Genomic DNA, 18,414 nt, shown 5'->3' on the forward strand with positions numbered 1-18,414 from the left:
ATGGATTATGTTCAGACCCACTCGAATTTTGCAAGCAGTACTGATCGCGCTGAGCACTGCCGGCTGCGCCACCCCCACTTCCCAGCCCCCGTCTTCGGACACCAAACCCAGCAACAACGCGACCTTTCAAGCCCCATCCCCAGCCACAGCTGCCATCACCATTAAGGCTCTGCCCGAACCGAGGTCAATTCAGGCCGGCCAGTCCCGTTCCGGGCGGACGCAGTTTTTTCAATTAAACGGTCAATTAAACGATGATATCGCCGCCTATGCGCAAGAGGTAGCATTCGCACGCAACATCCCCCAGGATTTGGTTATCGATCTGCTGCAGCAGGCTCAATATAACGAAACCGCGGCTAAATTAATGCGCCCCACCAAAGGGCGCATCAAGCGCAGCTGGGTCACCTACCGGCAGCGCAATGTCGATCCGGCACGCATTCAAGGGGGGGTTCAGTTCTGGCAGAAGCATCGTCTGACACTGGACAGAATCGCCCAGGACTACGGTGTACCGCCTTCCATTATTGTCGCTATTTTGGGCGTGGAAACCGTCTACGGAAAAATCATGGGGGACTTCAAGGTACTGGACGCCCTGTTTACACTAGGCTTCGCTTATCCGGACAACAGTCGGCCCGAGCGCGGCCAACTGTTTCGGGATCAACTGGCGGATCTGATCGAACTGCATCATCAAGGTGAACTGGATGCACGGATTGCCCAGGGCTCGTTTGCCGGCGCGATGGGAATGTCCCAATTCATGCCTGGCAGCCTGATACGTTACGCCGTGGACGGAGACGGCGATGGCCGTATAGATTTGCGCAACAATCCGGCCGACGCCATGGCCTCGATCGCCAATTTCCTGCGTGCCCATGGCTGGGAGCCAGGACTGCCAGTTTTTGCCCCGGTGGCGCTGAGCACGGCCAATAAAGAGATGGTCGATGGCGGCATTTACCCCAAGCTGAACTGGGCGCAACTGCACCATGCCGGGGCTAGTGTCAAAGGCCAAGCCCAGAACACGGGCCTGTGGCAGCAGGCCAAACTAGGGGTGGTCAACCTGGTGGACGAGCCCCGCAATACCACTGAATACCGTCTGGGCACGCCCAACTTCTTTGCCATTACCCATTACAACCGCAGCTATTTTTATGCCAGCTCGGTTGCCGACCTGGCGTCCGAACTGGCCTGGCAGATGGGTTACGGCAACCCTAATTAATTGAAGATACCAGTGGACAAATAGCGGTCGCCACGATCGCACACTATAAAAACGATGGTGGCGTTTTGCACGCGCTGGGCCACGCGCATGGCCGCCACCAGCGCGCCGCCAGACGAAATACCGGCACAGATCCCCTCTTCGGCCGCCATACGGCGTGTCATGACTTCGGCCTCCTGCTGGCCGATTTCCTCGAACATATCCACCTTGGAGGGGTCGTAGATCTTGGGCAGATACTGCTCCGGCCACTTACGAATGCCCGCAATTTGCGCTCCCGGCGCAGGCTGCGCCCCCACCACGACAATGCCGCTATTTTGGCTGCGCAAATAATTGCCGACTCCCATGATGGTGCCTGTGGTCCCCATGGCACTAACAAAGTGCGTAACCTGGCCATCTGTCTGCTGCCAGATCTCCGGGCCAGTACTGTGTATGTGCGCGTCCGGATTATCCTTATTGGCAAACTGATCCAGCACCTTGCCCTGCCCCTGGGCCTGCATCTTCAAAGCCAGATCACGAGCGTATTCCATACCGCCTTGATCGGCGGGTGTCAGAATCAGCTGGGCCCCGTAAGCCGTCATGGAGGCACGACGCTCCAGCGACAGATTATCGGGCATGATCAAAATCATCTTGTAGCCACGAACGGCCGCAATCATGGCAAGGGCAATCCCGGTGTTGCCGCTGGTGGCCTCGATCAAGGTGTCCCCCGGCTTGATATCACCGCGGCGCTCGGCCTGCTGAATCATGGAGCGGGCAGCGCGATCTTTCACCGAACCTGCCGGGTTATTGCCCTCCAGCTTGGCCAACAAGACGTTACCGCGCGCCTGTCCGAACTCACCTGGTATGCGTTGCAACCGTACCAGAGGGGTCTGACCGACGGTATCTTCAATGGTGGGATAGTTTTTCATCAATAAATCTCTTACCTTGCGCAAAACAGCAGCCAGCTCACACTGGCTGCCCCTGCAGACTAAACAAACTACTAGCTTAAAACGAGTCTACGCCCAGAGCTACGGCTTTCTTCGTATATCCGCATCGGTCTTATTGGCAAGCGCCTTGCCCGCGGCTTTGCCGGTCTCCACTTTCAGACCTGACTGCTCCATCGTGATAATTTTTTTTGCGCCTATTCCCTTGACCCGATCGGCCAAGTCCTGCAAGGAGTCAAAAGGCCCACCGCGCTGGCGCTCCTCCAGGATCAGTTCAGCCGTGCGGGGACCTATGCCTTTGATTTGTTGCAGCTCCTGGGCATTGGCCGTATTGAGATCCAGCGCGACCGCCAGGCCCCAGGGACCCAACATCCACAGCGCAACTAACACACGCAGCACGCTACTGCGCCAACTGGGCTGCTGGCGCGTACGACCATGGAACACGGGAAATACATTGAGCGGAATACACATAATAAAGGCTCCTTGGAAAGAAGCCTTTATGGTGCTGCCAATGGAAAGGAAAAATCGGCCCGCAAACCGCTTTTAGCCATGCGTGGCAGTCCGCATGGACACCGTCATCCTGGCCTGCTTAGCGCAGCGCACCCGATTGCAATAAACGACGCACGTATTCGGCCACGCCAGTCTGCACATCATGGAAAGGTTTGTCATAGCCAGCCGCGCGCAACTGGGTCAAGTCTGCCTGAGTATGGCTTTGATAGCGCCCCTTCAAATCATCCGGGAAGGGTATGTACTGCAGAAACTGCTGCGATACCAGATCCTCCAGCTCAAGCGCTGGCAAGCCGTCGTGCTCGCGCAAGGTGTTGACGACCGTTTGTGCCACATCATTGAAAGGTTGGGCGCGACCCGAACCACAATTGAAGACACCCGACTGCTTGTCCTGCCCGAGAAAATGCAGATTCACCGACACGACATCGTCAATAAAAACGAAGTCGCGCTGCTGGCCGCCATTCACATACCCGTCCCAGCCGCCAAACAAGAGGACATGACCGTCGCGGCGGTACTGAAGCATATTATGGTAGGCCACCGAGGCCATCCGGCCTTTATGCTGCTCTTGCGGACCATAGACATTAAAGTAACGCAATCCCACCACAGGTGCGCGCAGGCTGTCCAGATGGCGGCGCAACACCTGGTCGAACAGGAACTTGGAGTATCCGTAGACATTCAACGGCGCTTCGTTGCTCAGGTCTTCGGCATACAGCGGACCGGCACCATAAACCGCCGCTGAGGAGGCATATAACAACGGGATGCGCTTGGCCTGACAGTATTCAAAGATCTCCAGGGTTACCCGGTAGTTATTGTCCATCATGAACTGGCCATTGCGCTCGGTAGTGTCCGAGCAGGCTCCCTGATGCAGCACGGCTTCGATATTGGAGAACTCGTCACGCGCCAAGCGGGCACGAAAATCATCCTTATCCATGTAGTCGGCAATCTGACCCTGAACCAGATTGACGAACTTGTCGCCATCGCTCAGGTCATCCACGACCAGAATGTCGCTTATCCCCTGCTGGTTAAGGCCTTTCACCAAATTGCTGCCAATAAAACCAGCGCCACCGGTCACTACAATCATGCCAATTCCTTTGCCGTCACAATCGACGTACCCAATTTTCCGACCACGATACCTCCCGCGCGATTCGCCCAACGCATGGCTTGCAACCAGTCCAGGCCAGCGGCACGCATCACTGCCAAGGTTGCCAATACCGTGTCCCCAGCACCCGAGACATCAAACACCTCTTGGGCCTGTGCCTCTACGTGCTCACGTCCTTGTTCGGTGAACAAGGTCATGCCTTGTTCGGAGCGCGTAATCAGCAAACACTCCAGATTCAGTTTGCGACGCAGGTCCTGAGCGCGTCGCATCAAATCATCCTCATCTTTCCAGGCACCTACCGCTTCTTGCATTTCCGAACGGTTTGGCGTCAGGATTGTGGCCCCTTGATAGCGTTCGTACGTTTTGCCCTTGGGATCAACCAGAACGGGGATATTCTTCGATCGCGCCAGGGCGATCAAGCTTTCCACCTGCGCCAACGCGCCTTTTGCGTAGTCCGACAAGACCAACACCTGATGCTGGTCCAGCAAATCACTCATGGTTTGCTGCAACTGATCCAGCGCAGAGAGGGCGGGACTTTCTTCAAAATCCACCCGCAGCAATTGCTGCTGCCGACCCAGAACGCGTAACTTCAAGGAAGTGGGCATGACCGGGTCCTGCACCCAATGAGCCTGCACGTGGTCCGCTTTGGCCAGTTCCTGCACCGTCCTGCCAGCCTCGTCCTGTCCGATTACACCCAGCAAGCTGGCCTGTGCCCCCAAAGCCGCAATATTGCGGGCAACGTTGGCCGCGCCGCCAAGGCGATCCTCGACCCGTCCCATCTTGACCACAGGAACTGGCGCTTCGGGAGAAATACGGTCCACGTCACCAAACCAATAGCGGTCCAGCATGACATCCCCCACCACCAGCACACGGCTGGCGGCAACAGCTTGCGCTGGGAAGCTCATCATTTCAGCTCCTCAAGACGTCGAGGAGCATAGGTCTCCCAGGAATTACAACCGGGACATTGCCAGTAGAAATGGCGCGCCTCAAAGCCGCAAGAACTGCATGAATAACGGTCCAGGCGCTGAGTATGCCGATGGATCAAAGAGCGCAACAGGCTTAAATCGGCCCCCGCAATGATCTGGTCCACACCAACTGCTTGCCCCCCGTCGCCTCCTTCTTTGTCCTGACCTTGATCCTGAAGCTCGACTTCCAGCATCTTGTCCAGTCCCAGCAAGGATGGATGGGCTCGCAGCGCATCCCGGGCAAAGGCCCATGCCTGCAAGTGGCCTTCCTGCTCACGCAAAACACGGAACAACACATTGAAAATATCCAGGCTGGGATGCTGCTGATAGTGGCTGCGCAGCATGGCAACCCCCTCTTCGGCCCGTCCCAGTTTACGGTAACTGTCCAGTAACTCGGTCGCATACAAGCCCACATACTCCGGGGCGCTGCTCAAAATGGACACCAGATAAGCCCGCTCCTGCTCGTTTTGCCCTTGCATGCGAGCCAGACGCGCACGCAAACCCGCAACCCGCGCCTGGGAAGCATACATGCCTTGCCCCGTTCCCAATTTTCGGATGGCGTTTTCCGCCTCATCCAAGGCTTTTGCAGCCCGGTCAAAGTCCGGCTGCTTGCCCTGCAAAGCGCCTTCAGCCTGCTCACACTGGTAATGCACCAGTTGGGGGACCGGCTCGTCGACCAGCGCCCGCAAACGACGCACGGCCTCAATCGCCCGCGGCCAATCGTGCTCGGACTCGTAAATGCGAATCAGGGCGCGCATGGCAGGAATAGCAAAGCGCGTCTCACGTACTGCCTCAAACGCCGCTTCGGCCCGATCCAGCATACCGGCCTTCAAGAAATCCTGGGCGATCTGAAATTGTGCGTTTTCACGGTCGGCCACCGGCAAGTCAGCGCGCGACAGCAGACTTTGATGCACACGGATGGCGCGCTCCATCTCGCCGCGGCGACGAAACAGACTGCCCAACGCAAAGTGAAGTTCGGTGGTTTCAGGGTCCAGCTTGGCCACTTCCACAAACGCATCAATGGCACGATCCGGCTCTTCATTGAGCAGAAAGTTCAAGCCCTTGAAGTACGAGTCGGGCAAGCTGCGGGTTTCGGACATCATTTGCCGAAAATCCACCCGCGCCGCGACCCAGCCCAAGCCAAAAAGAAGGGGTACAAAAACCAACCACCAGGTTTCAAAATCCACTGTTTACTCCAAGGGCTTACAAAGGCGCCAGAGGGGCGACGGTCTCAGGCGCAACAGCGGCCGCCGTGTTCCCAGGCGAAGGCTGTGCCTGTTCCAGCCTGTCTTGCAGACGATCCATTTCGCGTCGCAGGCGGTTGACCTCGCGACGGCGACGCATCACGGCTCCGACCATCAGCAGCAGCCCCAACACCAAGCCTAAAATAAACGCGGCCAGCATCACGACGATCAAGGGAACGTCTTGAATAATATGCTCGGCAAAAAAGCTGACTTGCACCGGTTCGGTGTTTTTTAGTGCGAACAGCAGCACGATCACAAAAACGAGCAGACGCAATACCCAGACTAGATAGCGCATTTTTAGGGCTCCAACAGTGTTTTTATAATGTCTGATTGTACGTGCAAGCGGAATTTAGCGCACACGCAAAACAGGCCCTGTAAAGGGCCTGTGTCATCAGTGTGCAAGTAGGTCTTAACCGTGACGGACTCTCGCATTGAGCTGCTCGAAGGCAGAGGACTGGTCATCTGCCTCGATGTGCTCTTGCTCAAGAAAGACAGAATCGACTCGCTCACGCAATTCCTTGCCGGCCTTAAAGTGTGGCACCTGTTTACCAGGCACCATCACTTTTTCACCGGATTTGGGATTGCGCCCTACCCGCGGCGAGCGGGTAGAAAGCGAAAAGCTGCCAAACCCTCGGATTTCGATCCGCTGACCACTGGCCAGAGCCTGGGTCATCGAATCCAAAACCGTTTTCACGGCGAAATCCATATCGCGCAGAGCCAGCTGCGGATAGCGGCTGGCCAACAACGCGATCAGCTCAGACTTTGTCACGCTGATTAACCGTCGTCACGTTGCTGCTGGTCCAGCTTGGCACGCAGCAGAGCACCCAGGTTGGTCGTACCGGACGAAGCGCTGGCTTCGGTCAGACGGGCCATGGATTGAGCGGTTTCGGCGGTATCACGTGCCTTGATGGACAACTGAATCGAACGGGTCTTGCGATCCACGCTCAAGATCATGGTTTCGATTTCCTGACCTTCTTTCAGTGCGGTGGTGGCATCTTCCACACGGCCCGAGGAGATCTCGGAGGCACGCAGGTAGCCCTCAACGTCCAGCGACAGCGTTACAACAGCACCCTTAGGCTCGACCGATTTGACAACACCGCTCACCACGGCGCCCTTGTCGTAGGTAGCCACGAAGTTGTTGAACGGATCGCCTTCCAGCTGTTTGATACCCAGGGAGATGCGCTCTTTGTCGGTGTCGATGCCCAGAACCACGGCGTCAACTTCGTCACCCTTCTTGAAGTTGCGAACGGCTTCTTCGCCCGTCTCGGACCAGGACAGGTCGGACAGGTGAACCAGACCATCGATGCCGCCTGGCAAACCAACAAACACGCCGAAATCGGTGATGGACTTGATGCCACCGCGAACCTTGTCGCCGCGCTTGAAGTTGATGGCGAAATCTTCCCATGGGTTGGCACGGCACTGCTTCATGCCCAAGGAGATGCGACGACGATCTTCGTCGATTTCCAGAACCATGACTTCGACTTCTTCACCCAAGGTCACAACCTTGCGTGGGTCAACGTTCTTGTTGGTCCAATCCATTTCGGATACGTGAACCAGACCTTCGATACCGTCTTCCACTTCAACAAATGCACCGTAATCGGTCAGGTTGGTCACCTTGCCGAACAGACGGGTGTTTTGTGGGTAGCGACGTGCCAGACCGATCCAGGGATCTTCGCCCAGTTGCTTGACGCCCAGGGAGACGCGGCTCTTTTCCTGATCGAACTTGAGAACCTTGGCTTCGATTTCCTGACCCACCTGCAGAACTTCGGATGGGTGACGGACACGGCGCCAGGCCATGTCGGTGATGTGCAGCAGACCGTCGATGCCGCCCAGATCCACGAACGCACCGTAATCGGTGATGTTCTTGACGATACCTTTGACGATAGCGCCTTCGGACAGGGTTTCCAGCAGTTTCTGACGCTCTTCGCCCATGGAGGCTTCCAGCACGGCGCGACGCGACAACACAACGTTGTTACGCTTGCGATCGAGCTTGATGACCTTGAATTCCAGGGTCTTGCCTTCGTATGGCGTGGTGTCTTTGACAGGGCGCAGATCAACCAGCGAACCGGGCAAGAATGCACGGATGCCGTTGGTCATGACCGTCAGGCCACCCTTGACCTTACCGGTGATGGTACCGTTGACCAGTTCGCCGGACTCAAGCGCTTGCTCGAGGGACAACCAGGCCGACAGACGCTTGGCGCGGTCGCGGGACAGAATGGTGTCGCCGTAGCCGTTTTCAAAGGCATCGATAGCCACGGAAACGAAGTCACCTGCCTGAACTTCCAGTTCGCCCTGATCGTTCAGGAACTCTTCCAGAGGAATCAGTGCCTCGGACTTCAGGCCAGCATTGACCAGCACGTAGTTGTGGTCAATACGCAGAACCTCGGCGGAGATAACTTCGCCGCTTTTGAGGTCTTGGTTTTTAATGCTTTCTGCAAACAAATCGGCAAAGCTTTCGCCGCCCGTTGCGTCTGTGTGAAGGTTAGTGGACATTAAATCAATCCGTCAGCCAAAATGGCCGTTAAAAAAACACACCAGGCAGAACCCGGTGGAGTGAACAAAGCCCGATCAGCACGGGATTAGGCTGTCGGGACCGCGATGCCCGACCAGAGGTCGAGCACTTTATCTACAACTTCCTGAATGCTGAGCTGGGAAGAATCCACGATGTGGGCACCCGGCGCAGGCACAAGCGGCGCATGAGTTCGGGAACGATCTCGCTCGTCGCGCTCACGCAAGTCCGCCAAAAGACTCGTAAGATTAGCAGAAATACCCTTTTCGCTCAACTGTTTACAGCGTCTTTGGGCACGCACCTGCGCGTCTGCCAGCAAAAATATCTTTAAGGGTGCGTCCGGAAACACCACGGTGCCCATATCGCGTCCATCGCCCACCAGTCCAGGAGCGACGCGAAAATCCCGCTGACGTTGCAAAAGCGCCTCACGCACCAGCGGCAGGGCCGCCACCCGGGAAGCCAGATTACCCACCTCTTCCTGGCGAATGGCGTCCGTGACATCCTCACCGTCCATGTAAATCTGGGGGTAGTCAAAACGGACATTCAGATTCTGGGCGGCCTGCTGGACCTGCGCCTGATCCTGCACATCTACGCCGCGACGCAGGCAAGACAGCGCTGTCAAGCGATACAAGGCACCACTGTCAAGCGTGTGCCAGCCCAAGCGCTGCGCGACCAGGGAAGCAATCGTCCCCTTCCCTGAGGCGGTCGGGCCATCAATGGTAATGACGGGAATGCTCTGCGCTGTCATGCCTGCACCAAGTGTTCAAAAACAGAAAAATAATCGGGAAATGTCTTGCTGACGCAGGCGGGGTCCAGAATGGTGACCGCCACCGGGCCGAAGCTGGCCAGTGAAAAACACATGGCAATGCGGTGATCATCATACGTCGCGATGCGGGCCGAACGCCATTGATCTGCCGCAATGGGATGCACGGTCAACCAGTCTGGGCCTGACTCTACTCGGGCACCGAGCTTGCGCAGCTCGGCCTGCATCGCGTCAATACGGTCCGTTTCCTTCACGCGCCAGCTGGCAATATTGCGCAAGGTACAAGGACCATCCGCAAACATGGCCATGGCCGCGGCCGTCATGGCCGCGTCCGGTATGTGATTGAAATCCAGATCGAACGCCTTGAGCTTGTCGCCGCGCGCCACACACAGACCGGAGACAATCAACTCATTGGCATGACGCTCAATACGGGCGCCCATCGCCTCTGCCACATCGGCAAACTGAATATCGCCTTGAAGACTGTCGCTGCCCGCCCCCTGAATACGTAGCGGGCCACCGCCGATTGTCCCCAGCGCGATGAAGTACGACGCAGATGACGCGTCTCCTTCCACCGAGTACGTGCCGGGGCTGAGATAGGCAGCATCGGCTGGCACAGTAAAGCTGCTCCAGCCCTCCCGCTCGACCTGCACACCAAAACGCGCCATCATGGCCAGCGTTATGTGGATATAAGGCTGGGATATCAGCTCCCCTTCGACCTCGATGCGCAAGGGCTGAGCAGTACGAGCCGTCAACAAAGGCGCAGCCATCAGCAGTGCGGTCAGGAACTGACTGGACACCGAGCCTTTCACCGACACGCGCTGTTGATCCACCTGGGCCAATTCCCCGATTGCCAGGGGTGGATAACCCTCCGCTCCCAGATACTGCACATCTGCACCCAGACTGCGCAGCGCATCGACCAGATCCCCGATAGGACGCTCATGCATACGGGCAATGCCGCTCAGATTGAAGCGCCCTCCCATCAGGCCCAAGGCCGCGGTCAAGGAGCGGAACGCCGTACCGGCATTACCCAAAAACAGATCGGCGTCGCGATGCGCAAACGGCGCTCCGCCGTCGATCACCACCACGCCCTGGCCCAGGTCCTGTACGGTCACGCCCATTTGCTGCAACGCGGCCATCATGACGCGGGTGTCGTCCGAATGCAGCAAGCCTTCCAGTCGCGTTTGCCCCTGAGCCAACGCGGCCAACAACAGGGCCCGATTGGAAATGCTCTTGGACCCCGGCAATTGCAGCTCGCCACACGCACGGCTGACGGGATTCAAAACAAGACTGTCGCTCTGGCTCATTGCAAACCACTCCTACTTGCCCAAAAACGGCGCGCCAAGGCAGCACGCTCTAAAAATTCGTATAAAGCCTGGCCGTCCTGATCCTGCAAAGCCTGTTCAGCCTGATCCAGGGCCTGACGTACTTCTTGCAGTTGGCCCAGAACGGCCTGGCGATTGCTCAGAAAAATATCGCGCCACACTTCGGCCGAGCCCGCAGCGATACGGGTGAAGTCGCGAAAACCCGTCCCGGCCAAGGCAAAGCGTTGGTCCGAGTTGGCGCTGGAGGCAACCTGCCACATAAAAACCGAGGACAGAAAGTGCGGCACATGGCTGACCGAGGCCAGCACCTCATCATGCGTAGCCGGGTCCATCAGCATGACCCGCGCTCCGCAGGCTTCCCAGACAGCGATCAAACGCTCGCGCGCACTGGCTGGGTTCTCTTCCAGAGGTGTCAGAATAACGTTGCGACCATCGTACAGATCGGCACGGGCTGCCTCGGGGCCTACCGTTTCCGCACCGGCAATCGGATGACCAGGAACAAATTGTCCAATACGATCGCCCAGCGCGTCACGCGCCACGCGAACCACATCCGCTTTGGTGCTGCCCGCATCGCTAATCAAGGTGCTGTCACGCAAATGGGGGCGCAGCGTTTTCAACACCGAAGCCATTGCACCGATAGGCGTGGCCAACATGATCAAATCCGCTTGTTGAGCGGCCTGCTCCAGCGTGGCGACCTCATCGATCAAGCCCAGTTCCTGGGCTCGCCGCAGGCTTTTGAGCTGTCGACCGACGCCCAGCACTTTGCCTACCGCTCCGTAGCGTTTGAGTGCCAATGCCAGGGAGCCGCCGATCAAACCGACCCCAACAACTGCCAGCACCGGAACCAAAGGCGCAGACGCCATAGTTTCTGATGACGCTATCATGATTAATTACGTTCCCTCCCAGACCGTCCATGCTTGGCGTATTACGTGCAATGCCGCTGGAAAACCGGGTGTCAATGCAGATACTGCCAGACTATTGCGCGACCATCGACGAAAGAGCGAGGCGACCTGCAAGCTCGGTATTTTGTATCGTTATGCCCTAATGACACAGCCGGTCCCATGCCTTGTTAAAACAAGCCGCCCCCCCTATCAGGGCAAGCTGACCGTGGGCGGGAACGCTTCCCCGCCCAGACCCGTCGTGTCTTGGATGCTTAAAAGTCGTTTACAGGGTATGAGCCCAGAATTTTGAAAAAAGCGACTTGTTTCTTCAGCTCTGCCAGCGCAGCAGCCATGGCAGGCTCGTCGCGATGACCAATGAGATCTACGTAAAAATAATATTCCCACTGGCCTGTCCGGGCAGGACGCGACTCCAGGCGGGTCATGGACACCCCATGCACGGCCAGGGGAGAGAGCATGTCGTAAACGGCGCCTGCACGGTTGGGTACGGCCAGAATGATACTGGTCTTGTCATTGCCGCTGGGCAAGGACTCGATGTTGCCAATTGCCAGGAAACGCGTGCGGTTATGCGGATCGTCCTGAATGCCCGCCTCCACGACACCCAGATTCCAGGCAGTGACGGCGGTATTACCGGCAATCGCGGCCACGGTAGGATCGCTGGACGCAATGCGGGCGGCCTCGGCATTGCTGGAGGCTGCCTCGCGCAAAAGCTGCGGATAGTGCTTTTGCAGCCAGTTCTGACACTGGGCCAAAGCCTGGGGGTGCGCCATGACGCGCGTCACACCTTCCATCGTGCCGCTTTTGGTCAGCAAATTGTGGTGGACGCGAATCGAGCGCTCACCCAAAACACGCAGGGGCGAGTTCAGCAACAGATCCAGCGTGCGATTCACGGCGCCTTCGGTGGAGTTCTCAACCGGCACCATGCCTACCTCCGCCTGACCGACCTCCACACTGCGAAACACCTCATCAAAGGAGTCGCATTGCAGGCCGTCCAGAGCATGACCGAAATGCTCATAGGCAGCCTGTTCCGAAAAAGAGCCTTGGGGCCCCAGATAGGCCACGCGCAATACGCTTTCCAGGCCCCGGCAGGCAGAGATGATCTGTCCCCATACGGCCTCGACCGCAGCGGACGTAAAAGGCCCACCGTTTTCAGACTGCAGACGACGCACAATACGGGCTTCGCGCTCGGGCTTGAGGATGACTTCCTCGGTATTGAAGTCCTGCTTGATCTTGCCCACTTCCAAAGCCGCACGAGCACGCTCGTTAAGCAACTCCAGGATCTGGCGATCCAGCTCATCAATACGATTGCGCCAAGGGAGCAGGCGCTCAGTTAAGGTATTAGCCATTCCGTCGTTCAAAATCAGTCATGAATTCGATAAGTGCCAGCACGCCCTCCAGCGGCATGGCGTTATAGATCGAGGCACGCATGCCGCCCACGCTCTTGTGTCCTTTCAGGGACGTCAAACCCGCGGCCGTGGCCTGTTCCAGAAACAGGGAATCCAAAGACTGATCACGCAACAGGAACGGAACATTCATGCGTGAGCGGTACGCAGGATGCACGGTGTTGGTGTAGAACTCGGAGGCATCCAGAAAACCGTACAGGGCTTGAGCCTTGGCTGCATTACGCGCCTGCATGGCAGCTACGCCGCCCTGGCGCTCCAGCCACTTGAACATCAGGCCCGCCATATAGATCGAGTAGGTGGGCGGCGTGTTGAACATGGACTGCTGCTTTTCAATATTGGCGTAGTTGAACGCCGACGGGCACAGATCCATGGCGTGCCCCAGCAAGTCCTTGCGTATCATCATCAGGGCGATGCCCGACATGCCTGCATTTTTTTGCGCGCCGGCATAGGCGACGGACACACGCGAGAAATCAATCGGGCAGGACAAGATATTGGAGGACACGTCAGCAACAACGGGCACATCCAGCTTGGGAATATCGTTGAACTCCACGCCACCAATGGTTTCATTGGTACAGACGTGCAAGTAAGCGGCATCGGGGCGCACATCCCATTGAGAGGGCTCAGGGAACCAGGTCCAGGGAGCCCACTCTTTGCCTTGATCCTGCCAGGCCTGCCCACTGGTGCCGGCAACATGAATGTCGCCATAGCGCTGGGCCTCCTCGCAGGACTTGACTGACCAGCTGCCCGACAGCACGTAGTCAGCCTTGCCACTGCCATTGCGCTGGATCAGGTTCAAGGGCAGAAGGCCATTCTGGCCCTGCGCCCCGCCCTGAACAAACAGCACCGCAAAGTCATCCGGCACGGACAACAGGGCACGCAAATCGGCTTCCGCCTCGTCGCGCACGCCCATATAGTCCTTGCTGCGGTGACTCATCTCCATGATGGACATGCCCGTGCCATGCCAGTCCGTCATTTCAGCGGCGGCTTGCTCCAGCACTTCCAACGGCAGCATCGAGGGGCCCGCCGAAAAATTCCATACACGCATTACTCGTTTTCCTCGCCGGAAGAGTCCGCCTGGTCTTGGGCGGCATCAGATTGATTATCCTGCTCAAGACTGTCTGGAGCCTGCGCCTGCTCAGCCTGATCGGCCAGTTCGGCGTCCACCTCGTCATCGGTCTCCACCACGCGATACACACCAGAGAGTTCGCTGTCGTCATCCACGCTGATCAAGGTGACACCCTGAGTGGCTCGACCCATCTCGCGAATTTCCGCCACACGAGTACGGACCAGCACACCCGCATTGGTAATCAGCATGATTTCGTCGGTTTCACGGACCAGCACGGCACCCACAACCTTGCCGTTACGAGCCGAGGTCTGGATGGCAATCATGCCCTTGGTGCCACGGCCGTGACGGGTGTATTCGCCAATCGGGGTGCGCTTGCCGAAACCGTTCTGGGTGGCAGTCAGCACGGATTGGGTTTCGTCTTCGGCCACCAGCAAGGCGATCACAGACTGGCCCTCTTCCAGCGTCATGCCGCGCACACCGCGAGCCGCACGGCCCATTGGGCGCACATCGCCTTCATCAAAGCGGACCGCCTTGCCTGCATCGGAGAACAACATGACGTCATGAACACCGTCGGTCAGTTGAGCACCGATCAGGTAGTCGCCCTCGTCTAGGCCCACAGCAATGATGCCGGCCTTGCGAGGGTTGGAGAAGTCGGACAGCGGGGTCTTCTTGACCGTGCCGCGCGAGGTCGCCATGAACACGAACTGATCTTCGCTGAATTCCTTGACGGACAGCACCACGTTGATCTTCTCGCCCTCTTCCAGAGGGAACATATTGACGATGGGACGGCCACGCGAGTTGCGCGAACCTTGAGGCACTTCCCAGACCTTGAGCCAGTACACACGGCCCCGATTGGAAAAGCACAGCAGGTAATCGTGCGTGTTGGCGATGAACAGCTTGTCGATCCAGTCGTCCTCTTTCATGGCGGTAGCTTGCTTGCCACGGCCACCACGACGCTGTGCCCGGTATTCGGACAGCGGCTGGCTCTTGATATAGCCGGTATGCGAGAGCGTCACCACCATATCCATAGGGGTAATCAAGTCTTCGGTATCCAGCTCGGTGGCGTTGTGTTCGATTTGCGAACGACGAACGTCCTTGCCGGTGGCCGAGAACTCGTCACGCACCGCGATCAGCTCGTCGCCAATGATGGCGGACACACGGGTGGGGTTGGACAAAATGTCCAGCAGATCAGAAATCTTGTCCATGACCTCACGGTATTCCTGAACAATCTTGTCCTGCTCCAGGCCCGTCAAGCGCTGCAAGCGCATGTTCAGGATTTCCTGAGCTTGCACGTCACTCAGACGATACAGGCCGTCCGAGCTCATGCCGAACTCGTCGCCCAGATCATCAGGACGATAAGCCTGCCGGCCACCCACAATGGCGCTGGTGTCGGCTCGCGCCAGCATCTCGCGCACCAGACCGGAATCCCAGGAGCGAGCCATCAGTTCGACGCGCGCGACCGGAGGAGTCGGGGCGGCCTTGATGATTGCAATGAACTCATCAATATTGGCCAGGGCCACAGCCAGGCCTTCCAGCACATGGCCGCGCTCGCGTGCCTTACGCAACTGAAATACGGTACGACGTGTGACCACCTCACGGCGGTGGCTCAGGAAGTAATCCACCAACTGCTTCAGGTTGAGCAAACGGGGCTGGCCATCGACCAGGGCCACCATGTTCATCCCGAAGGTTTCTTGCAGCTGCGTATTCTTGTAGAGATTGTTCAGCACCACTTCCGGCACTTCGCCACGCTTGAGCTCGATCACCAGGCGCATCCCGTCCTTGTCAGACTCGTCGCGAATATCGGAGATACCCTCGATGCGCTTTTCATTGACCAGTTCGGCAATGCGTTCCTGCAGCGACTTCTTGTTGACCTGATAAGGAATGGCGTCGACCACGATGGCCTGACGGTTGCCCTTTTCCATGTCTTCAAAGTGCGTGCTGGCGCGCATGATGACGCGGCCACGGCCCGTACGGTAGCCTTCGCGCACGCCGGACATGCCGTAGATGATGGCGCCGGTCGGAAAGTCAGGAGCCGGTATGTATTCAATCAGTTCATCTACTGTGCACTCGGGATGACTCAGGCAGTACAGACAGCCGTTGACCACTTCGGCCAGGTTATGCGGCGGAATATTGGTCGCCATGCCCACGGCAATGCCGGAGCTGCCGTTAACCAGCAGATTGGGCAGGCGGGAAGGCAACAGGGCCGGCTCTTTTTCGCTGCCATCGTAGTTGGGCACGAAATCCACGGTTTCCTGGTCAATATCAGCCAGCAACTCGTGAGCAATCTTGGCCAGGCGGATTTCGGTGTAACGCATGGCCGCGGCGTTATCGCCGTCGATGGAACCGAAGTTGCCCTGCCCATCGACCAGGGTGTAGCGCATGGAAAAGTCCTGCGCCAGACGCACGATAGTGTCATAGACGGCAACGTCACCATGCGGGTGGTACTTACCGATCACGTCACCGACGATACGAGCCGACTTCTTATAGGCACGATTCCAGTCGTTATTGAGTTCATGCATGGCGAACAGAACACGTCGATGCACGGGCTTCAAACCATCTCGCACGTCGGGAAGAGCACGGCCCACAATCACGCTCATGGCGTAATCGAGGTAGCTGCGGCGCATCTCCTCTTCAAGCGAAACGGGAAGCGTCTCCTTGGCAAAGGAATCCATAGGTCAATTCTTTATAGATATGGGTTAAGCAGTAAGCCAGCCGTAAACGGACAAGAGGAAATTCTAGCACTTTCACATAGGGGGACGCAGCGTGGCGCGGCGACAGGCCCGGCGATCAGCGATTGAAAGCGGTGAATCATCAAAAAACCGTCATTCATGAATCGTATCGGCCACCGATCCGCTCATCCGGCCAGCCCTTATCCTGTTGCCTAAAACCAACAATAACAGGAAAGAACAAGCCTAATTCCACGCAAGTTCGCGAATCGTTCCCCGTCCCCCTCACGCATGTGGCCGAAATGTCTTAAGATTCGACCTAACACGCATGAAACCCAGCGCAAGCAAGTCTTTGTTCCGTGCAAAGGATTGCTATACTGGTTCCGTTAATCAGCGGCAGGGGTTCGCTGCGGTCACTTAACAGCATCAGCTCAACGAGGAGAAATATGAACAAACCCTCCAAAATCGCACTTGTACTCGCCATTGCCGCCGCATCGGCTACCGGTGCAGTTTCCGCACAAGAGTCCGGCGAAGTTAACAACTGGCGCAACCCGTTTGGCGACGTTTGGAAAAACGGCACCAACGAACTGTGCTGGCGCAACAACTTCTGGACCCCTGCTACGGGTATTCCAGGTTGTGACGGTGTGCCCGTTGCCCAAGCCCCCGAAGCTCCTGTCGTCGCTCCTACCGTCACTAAAGTGACTCTGAACGCTGACACTTTCTTCGACTTTGATAAATCCACCATCAAGCCAGAAGGTCGCCAGGTTCTGGATCAAGTGGCTGACACTGTTCAGTCCATCGATCTGGAAACCCTGATTGCTACCGGTTACACTGACTCGATCGGCACCGAAGCTTACAACCTGAAGTTGTCCGAGCGTCGTGCCAATGCTGTTAAAGCATACCTGGTCAACAAGGGCGTTCCTGCTGACCGTATCTACACCGAAGGCAAGGGCGAAGCTAACCCCGTGGCGTCCAACAAGACCCGCGAAGGCCGCGCTCAAAACCGTCGCGTAGAAATCGAAATCGTGGGCAACCGCAAGTAATTCTTGCTGCACCACGTATTTCTGTAGCTAAGGCTACAATTAAGGCTCCGCTTTTGCGGGGCCTTAATTTTTTTGGATGAGCCATGACCGCTTCCACCGTCACTAACGTCAATGTCGATCCGGCAGAGATCGATAAATTCAGTGCACTGGCATCTCGCTGGTGGGACCCTGACAGCGAATTCAAACCGCTGCACGCCATCAACCCTTTGCGTCTGGACTGGATTCTGTCCTACACCGGCTCCCTGGCTGGCAAACAGGTATTGGATGTCGGTTGTGGAGGCGGGATTCTGTCCGAAAGCCTGGCCCAGTCGGGCGCCGAAGTCACCGGCATTGATCTGGCTGAGCGTTCCTTGAAAATTGCCCGTCTGCACAGCCTGGAGTCGGGTGTGCCGGTCAAGTACGAGATGATCAGCGCTGAAGACATGGCCGACCAGCATCCTGGCCGCTTTGACGTTGTCACCTGCATGGAAATGCTGGAACACGTCCCAGACCCCGGCTCCATCATTGCGGCCTGCGCCAAGCTGGTCAAACCCGGTGGCTGGGTGTTTTTCTCGACCCTTAACCGCAATCCCAAATCTTTTCTGTTTGCCATCGTGGGGGCCGAATACCTGCTGCGCCTGATCCCCAAAGGCACGCACAGCTACGAAGGTTTCATCAAGCCCAGCGAACTGATTTCCTCGGCCCGTCGCAGCGGCCTGGACGCACTGGCCCTGAAAGGCCTGGAATACAACCCGATTACCGAGCACTATCGTCTGTCGGACGACACCTCCGTCAATTACCTGCTGGCCAGCCGCCGCCAACGCTAAGCCC

17 protein-coding genes are annotated in these 18,414 nt (G+C 57.4%); 3 read left to right on the forward strand and 14 right to left on the reverse strand.

From position 1 onward, the window contains the following. The first annotated feature begins 7 nt into the window (after positions 1–7). A complete protein-coding gene (gene mltB, locus RSQ48_RS10880; protein WP_003799159.1) occupies positions 8–1,201 on the forward strand; it encodes a lytic murein transglycosylase B in 1,194 nt (397 codons plus the stop codon). Here the strand turns inward: mltB and cysM are convergent. The 14 genes from cysM to gyrA all read right to left on the reverse strand — a co-directional run bounded on the left by cysM (position 1,198) and on the right by gyrA (position 16,567). Beyond that, a complete protein-coding gene (cysM, locus tag RSQ48_RS10885) occupies positions 1,198–2,103 on the reverse strand; it encodes a cysteine synthase CysM (RefSeq protein WP_240208564.1) in 906 nt (301 codons plus the stop codon). The genes mltB and cysM overlap by 4 nt on opposite strands. Before the next feature lie 99 nt (positions 2,104–2,202). Continuing rightward, on the reverse strand, positions 2,203–2,589 hold the full coding sequence (locus RSQ48_RS10890) for a ComEA family DNA-binding protein (RefSeq protein WP_003799156.1): 387 nt from the start codon (positions 2,587–2,589) through the stop codon (positions 2,203–2,205). A gap of 118 nt (positions 2,590–2,707) precedes the next feature. Then, positions 2,708–3,706, reverse strand: coding sequence for an ADP-glyceromanno-heptose 6-epimerase (gene rfaD / locus RSQ48_RS10895; protein ID WP_003799154.1), 999 nt, complete (start codon positions 3,704–3,706; stop codon positions 2,708–2,710). After that, the gene (rfaE1, locus tag RSQ48_RS10900; RefSeq protein ID WP_100214761.1) at positions 3,703–4,632 is read right to left on the reverse strand and encodes a D-glycero-beta-D-manno-heptose-7-phosphate kinase; all 930 of its coding nucleotides are present in this window, start codon (positions 4,630–4,632) and stop codon (positions 3,703–3,705) included. The genes rfaD and rfaE1 overlap by 4 nt, the downstream gene beginning before the upstream one ends. Further along, complete coding sequence (gene lapB / locus RSQ48_RS10905; RefSeq protein WP_003799150.1) at positions 4,629–5,876, reverse strand: lipopolysaccharide assembly protein LapB; 1,248 nt, start codon at positions 5,874–5,876, stop codon at positions 4,629–4,631. The genes rfaE1 and lapB overlap by 4 nt, the downstream gene beginning before the upstream one ends. Positions 5,877–5,892: 16 nt before the next feature. Further along, positions 5,893–6,228: a lipopolysaccharide assembly LapA domain-containing protein gene (locus RSQ48_RS10910; RefSeq protein ID WP_003799149.1), complete on the reverse strand. Its 336-nt coding sequence runs from the start codon at positions 6,226–6,228 to the stop codon at positions 5,893–5,895. A gap of 114 nt (positions 6,229–6,342) precedes the next feature. Further along, positions 6,343–6,702, reverse strand: coding sequence for an integration host factor subunit beta (locus tag RSQ48_RS10915; RefSeq protein ID WP_003799146.1), 360 nt, complete (start codon positions 6,700–6,702; stop codon positions 6,343–6,345). A gap of 5 nt (positions 6,703–6,707) precedes the next feature. Continuing rightward, complete coding sequence (gene rpsA / locus RSQ48_RS10920; RefSeq protein ID WP_003799144.1) at positions 6,708–8,426, reverse strand: 30S ribosomal protein S1; 1,719 nt, start codon at positions 8,424–8,426, stop codon at positions 6,708–6,710. An 86-nt stretch (positions 8,427–8,512) separates the two neighbouring features. Then, positions 8,513–9,190: a (d)CMP kinase gene (gene cmk / locus RSQ48_RS10925; RefSeq protein ID WP_003799142.1), complete on the reverse strand. Its 678-nt coding sequence runs from the start codon at positions 9,188–9,190 to the stop codon at positions 8,513–8,515. Beyond that, positions 9,187–10,509, reverse strand: coding sequence for a 3-phosphoshikimate 1-carboxyvinyltransferase (gene aroA / locus RSQ48_RS10930; RefSeq protein ID WP_131070689.1), 1,323 nt, complete (start codon positions 10,507–10,509; stop codon positions 9,187–9,189). The genes cmk and aroA overlap by 4 nt, the downstream gene beginning before the upstream one ends. After that, the gene (locus tag RSQ48_RS10935) at positions 10,506–11,390 is read right to left on the reverse strand and encodes a prephenate dehydrogenase (RefSeq protein WP_003799138.1); all 885 of its coding nucleotides are present in this window, start codon (positions 11,388–11,390) and stop codon (positions 10,506–10,508) included. Before RSQ48_RS10935 ends, aroA begins: the two co-directional genes overlap by 4 nt. 290 nt (positions 11,391–11,680) lie before the next feature. Next, positions 11,681–12,772, reverse strand: a complete 1,092-nt coding sequence (gene pheA / locus RSQ48_RS10940; RefSeq protein ID WP_003799136.1) for a prephenate dehydratase — start codon at positions 12,770–12,772, stop codon at positions 11,681–11,683. Then, a complete protein-coding gene (gene serC, locus RSQ48_RS10945) occupies positions 12,765–13,874 on the reverse strand; it encodes a 3-phosphoserine/phosphohydroxythreonine transaminase (RefSeq protein ID WP_003799135.1) in 1,110 nt (369 codons plus the stop codon). Before serC ends, pheA begins: the two co-directional genes overlap by 8 nt. Beyond that, positions 13,874–16,567: a DNA gyrase subunit A gene (gene gyrA, locus RSQ48_RS10950; protein ID WP_415301781.1), complete on the reverse strand. Its 2,694-nt coding sequence runs from the start codon at positions 16,565–16,567 to the stop codon at positions 13,874–13,876. The genes serC and gyrA overlap by 1 nt, the downstream gene beginning before the upstream one ends. Positions 16,568–17,007: 440 nt before the next feature. Here gyrA and ompA point away from each other — a divergent pair, with 440 nt between their 5' ends. Together ompA and ubiG are read left to right on the forward strand one after the other, a co-directional pair. After that, positions 17,008–17,604 (forward strand): outer membrane protein OmpA, encoded by a 597-nt coding sequence (gene ompA / locus RSQ48_RS10955; protein ID WP_003799131.1) that lies wholly within the window; start codon positions 17,008–17,010, stop codon positions 17,602–17,604. Between the two features lie 83 nt (positions 17,605–17,687). Further along, entirely contained in the window at positions 17,688–18,410 is a 723-nt protein-coding gene (gene ubiG / locus RSQ48_RS10960) for a bifunctional 2-polyprenyl-6-hydroxyphenol methylase/3-demethylubiquinol 3-O-methyltransferase UbiG (RefSeq protein WP_003799127.1), read from the forward strand. Positions 18,411–18,414 lie beyond the last annotated feature (4 nt).

It is taken from the genome of Alcaligenes sp. SJTW-7, assembly GCF_047716895.1.
Lineage (GTDB): Bacteria > Pseudomonadota > Gammaproteobacteria > Burkholderiales > Burkholderiaceae_B > Alcaligenes > Alcaligenes ammonioxydans.

What these genes read in the sequence shown, in the direction of transcription:
- mltB (WP_003799159.1), top strand. Translation starts at nt 8, where the DNA reads ATGTTCAGACCCACTCGAATTTTGCAAGCAGTACTGATCGCGCTGAGC.
- cysM (WP_240208564.1), bottom strand. Translation starts at nt 2,103, where the DNA reads ATGAAAAACTATCCCACCATTGAAGATACCGTCGGTCAGACCCCTCTG.
- RSQ48_RS10890 (WP_003799156.1), bottom strand. Translation starts at nt 2,589, where the DNA reads ATGTGTATTCCGCTCAATGTATTTCCCGTGTTCCATGGTCGTACGCGC.
- rfaD (WP_003799154.1), bottom strand. Translation starts at nt 3,706, where the DNA reads ATGATTGTAGTGACCGGTGGCGCTGGTTTTATTGGCAGCAATTTGGTG.
- rfaE1 (WP_100214761.1), bottom strand. Translation starts at nt 4,632, where the DNA reads ATGATGAGCTTCCCAGCGCAAGCTGTTGCCGCCAGCCGTGTGCTGGTG.
- RSQ48_RS10910 (WP_003799149.1), bottom strand. Translation starts at nt 6,228, where the DNA reads ATGCGCTATCTAGTCTGGGTATTGCGTCTGCTCGTTTTTGTGATCGTG.
- rpsA (WP_003799144.1), bottom strand. Translation starts at nt 8,426, where the DNA reads ATGTCCACTAACCTTCACACAGACGCAACGGGCGGCGAAAGCTTTGCC.
- cmk (WP_003799142.1), bottom strand. Translation starts at nt 9,190, where the DNA reads ATGACAGCGCAGAGCATTCCCGTCATTACCATTGATGGCCCGACCGCC.
- aroA (WP_131070689.1), bottom strand. Translation starts at nt 10,509, where the DNA reads ATGAGCCAGAGCGACAGTCTTGTTTTGAATCCCGTCAGCCGTGCGTGT.
- RSQ48_RS10935 (WP_003799138.1), bottom strand. Translation starts at nt 11,390, where the DNA reads ATGGCGTCTGCGCCTTTGGTTCCGGTGCTGGCAGTTGTTGGGGTCGGT.
- pheA (WP_003799136.1), bottom strand. Translation starts at nt 12,772, where the DNA reads ATGGCTAATACCTTAACTGAGCGCCTGCTCCCTTGGCGCAATCGTATT.
- serC (WP_003799135.1), bottom strand. Translation starts at nt 13,874, where the DNA reads ATGCGTGTATGGAATTTTTCGGCGGGCCCCTCGATGCTGCCGTTGGAA.
- gyrA (WP_415301781.1), bottom strand. Translation starts at nt 16,567, where the DNA reads ATGGATTCCTTTGCCAAGGAGACGCTTCCCGTTTCGCTTGAAGAGGAG.
- ompA (WP_003799131.1), top strand. Translation starts at nt 17,008, where the DNA reads ATGAACAAACCCTCCAAAATCGCACTTGTACTCGCCATTGCCGCCGCA.
- ubiG (WP_003799127.1), top strand. Translation starts at nt 17,688, where the DNA reads ATGACCGCTTCCACCGTCACTAACGTCAATGTCGATCCGGCAGAGATC.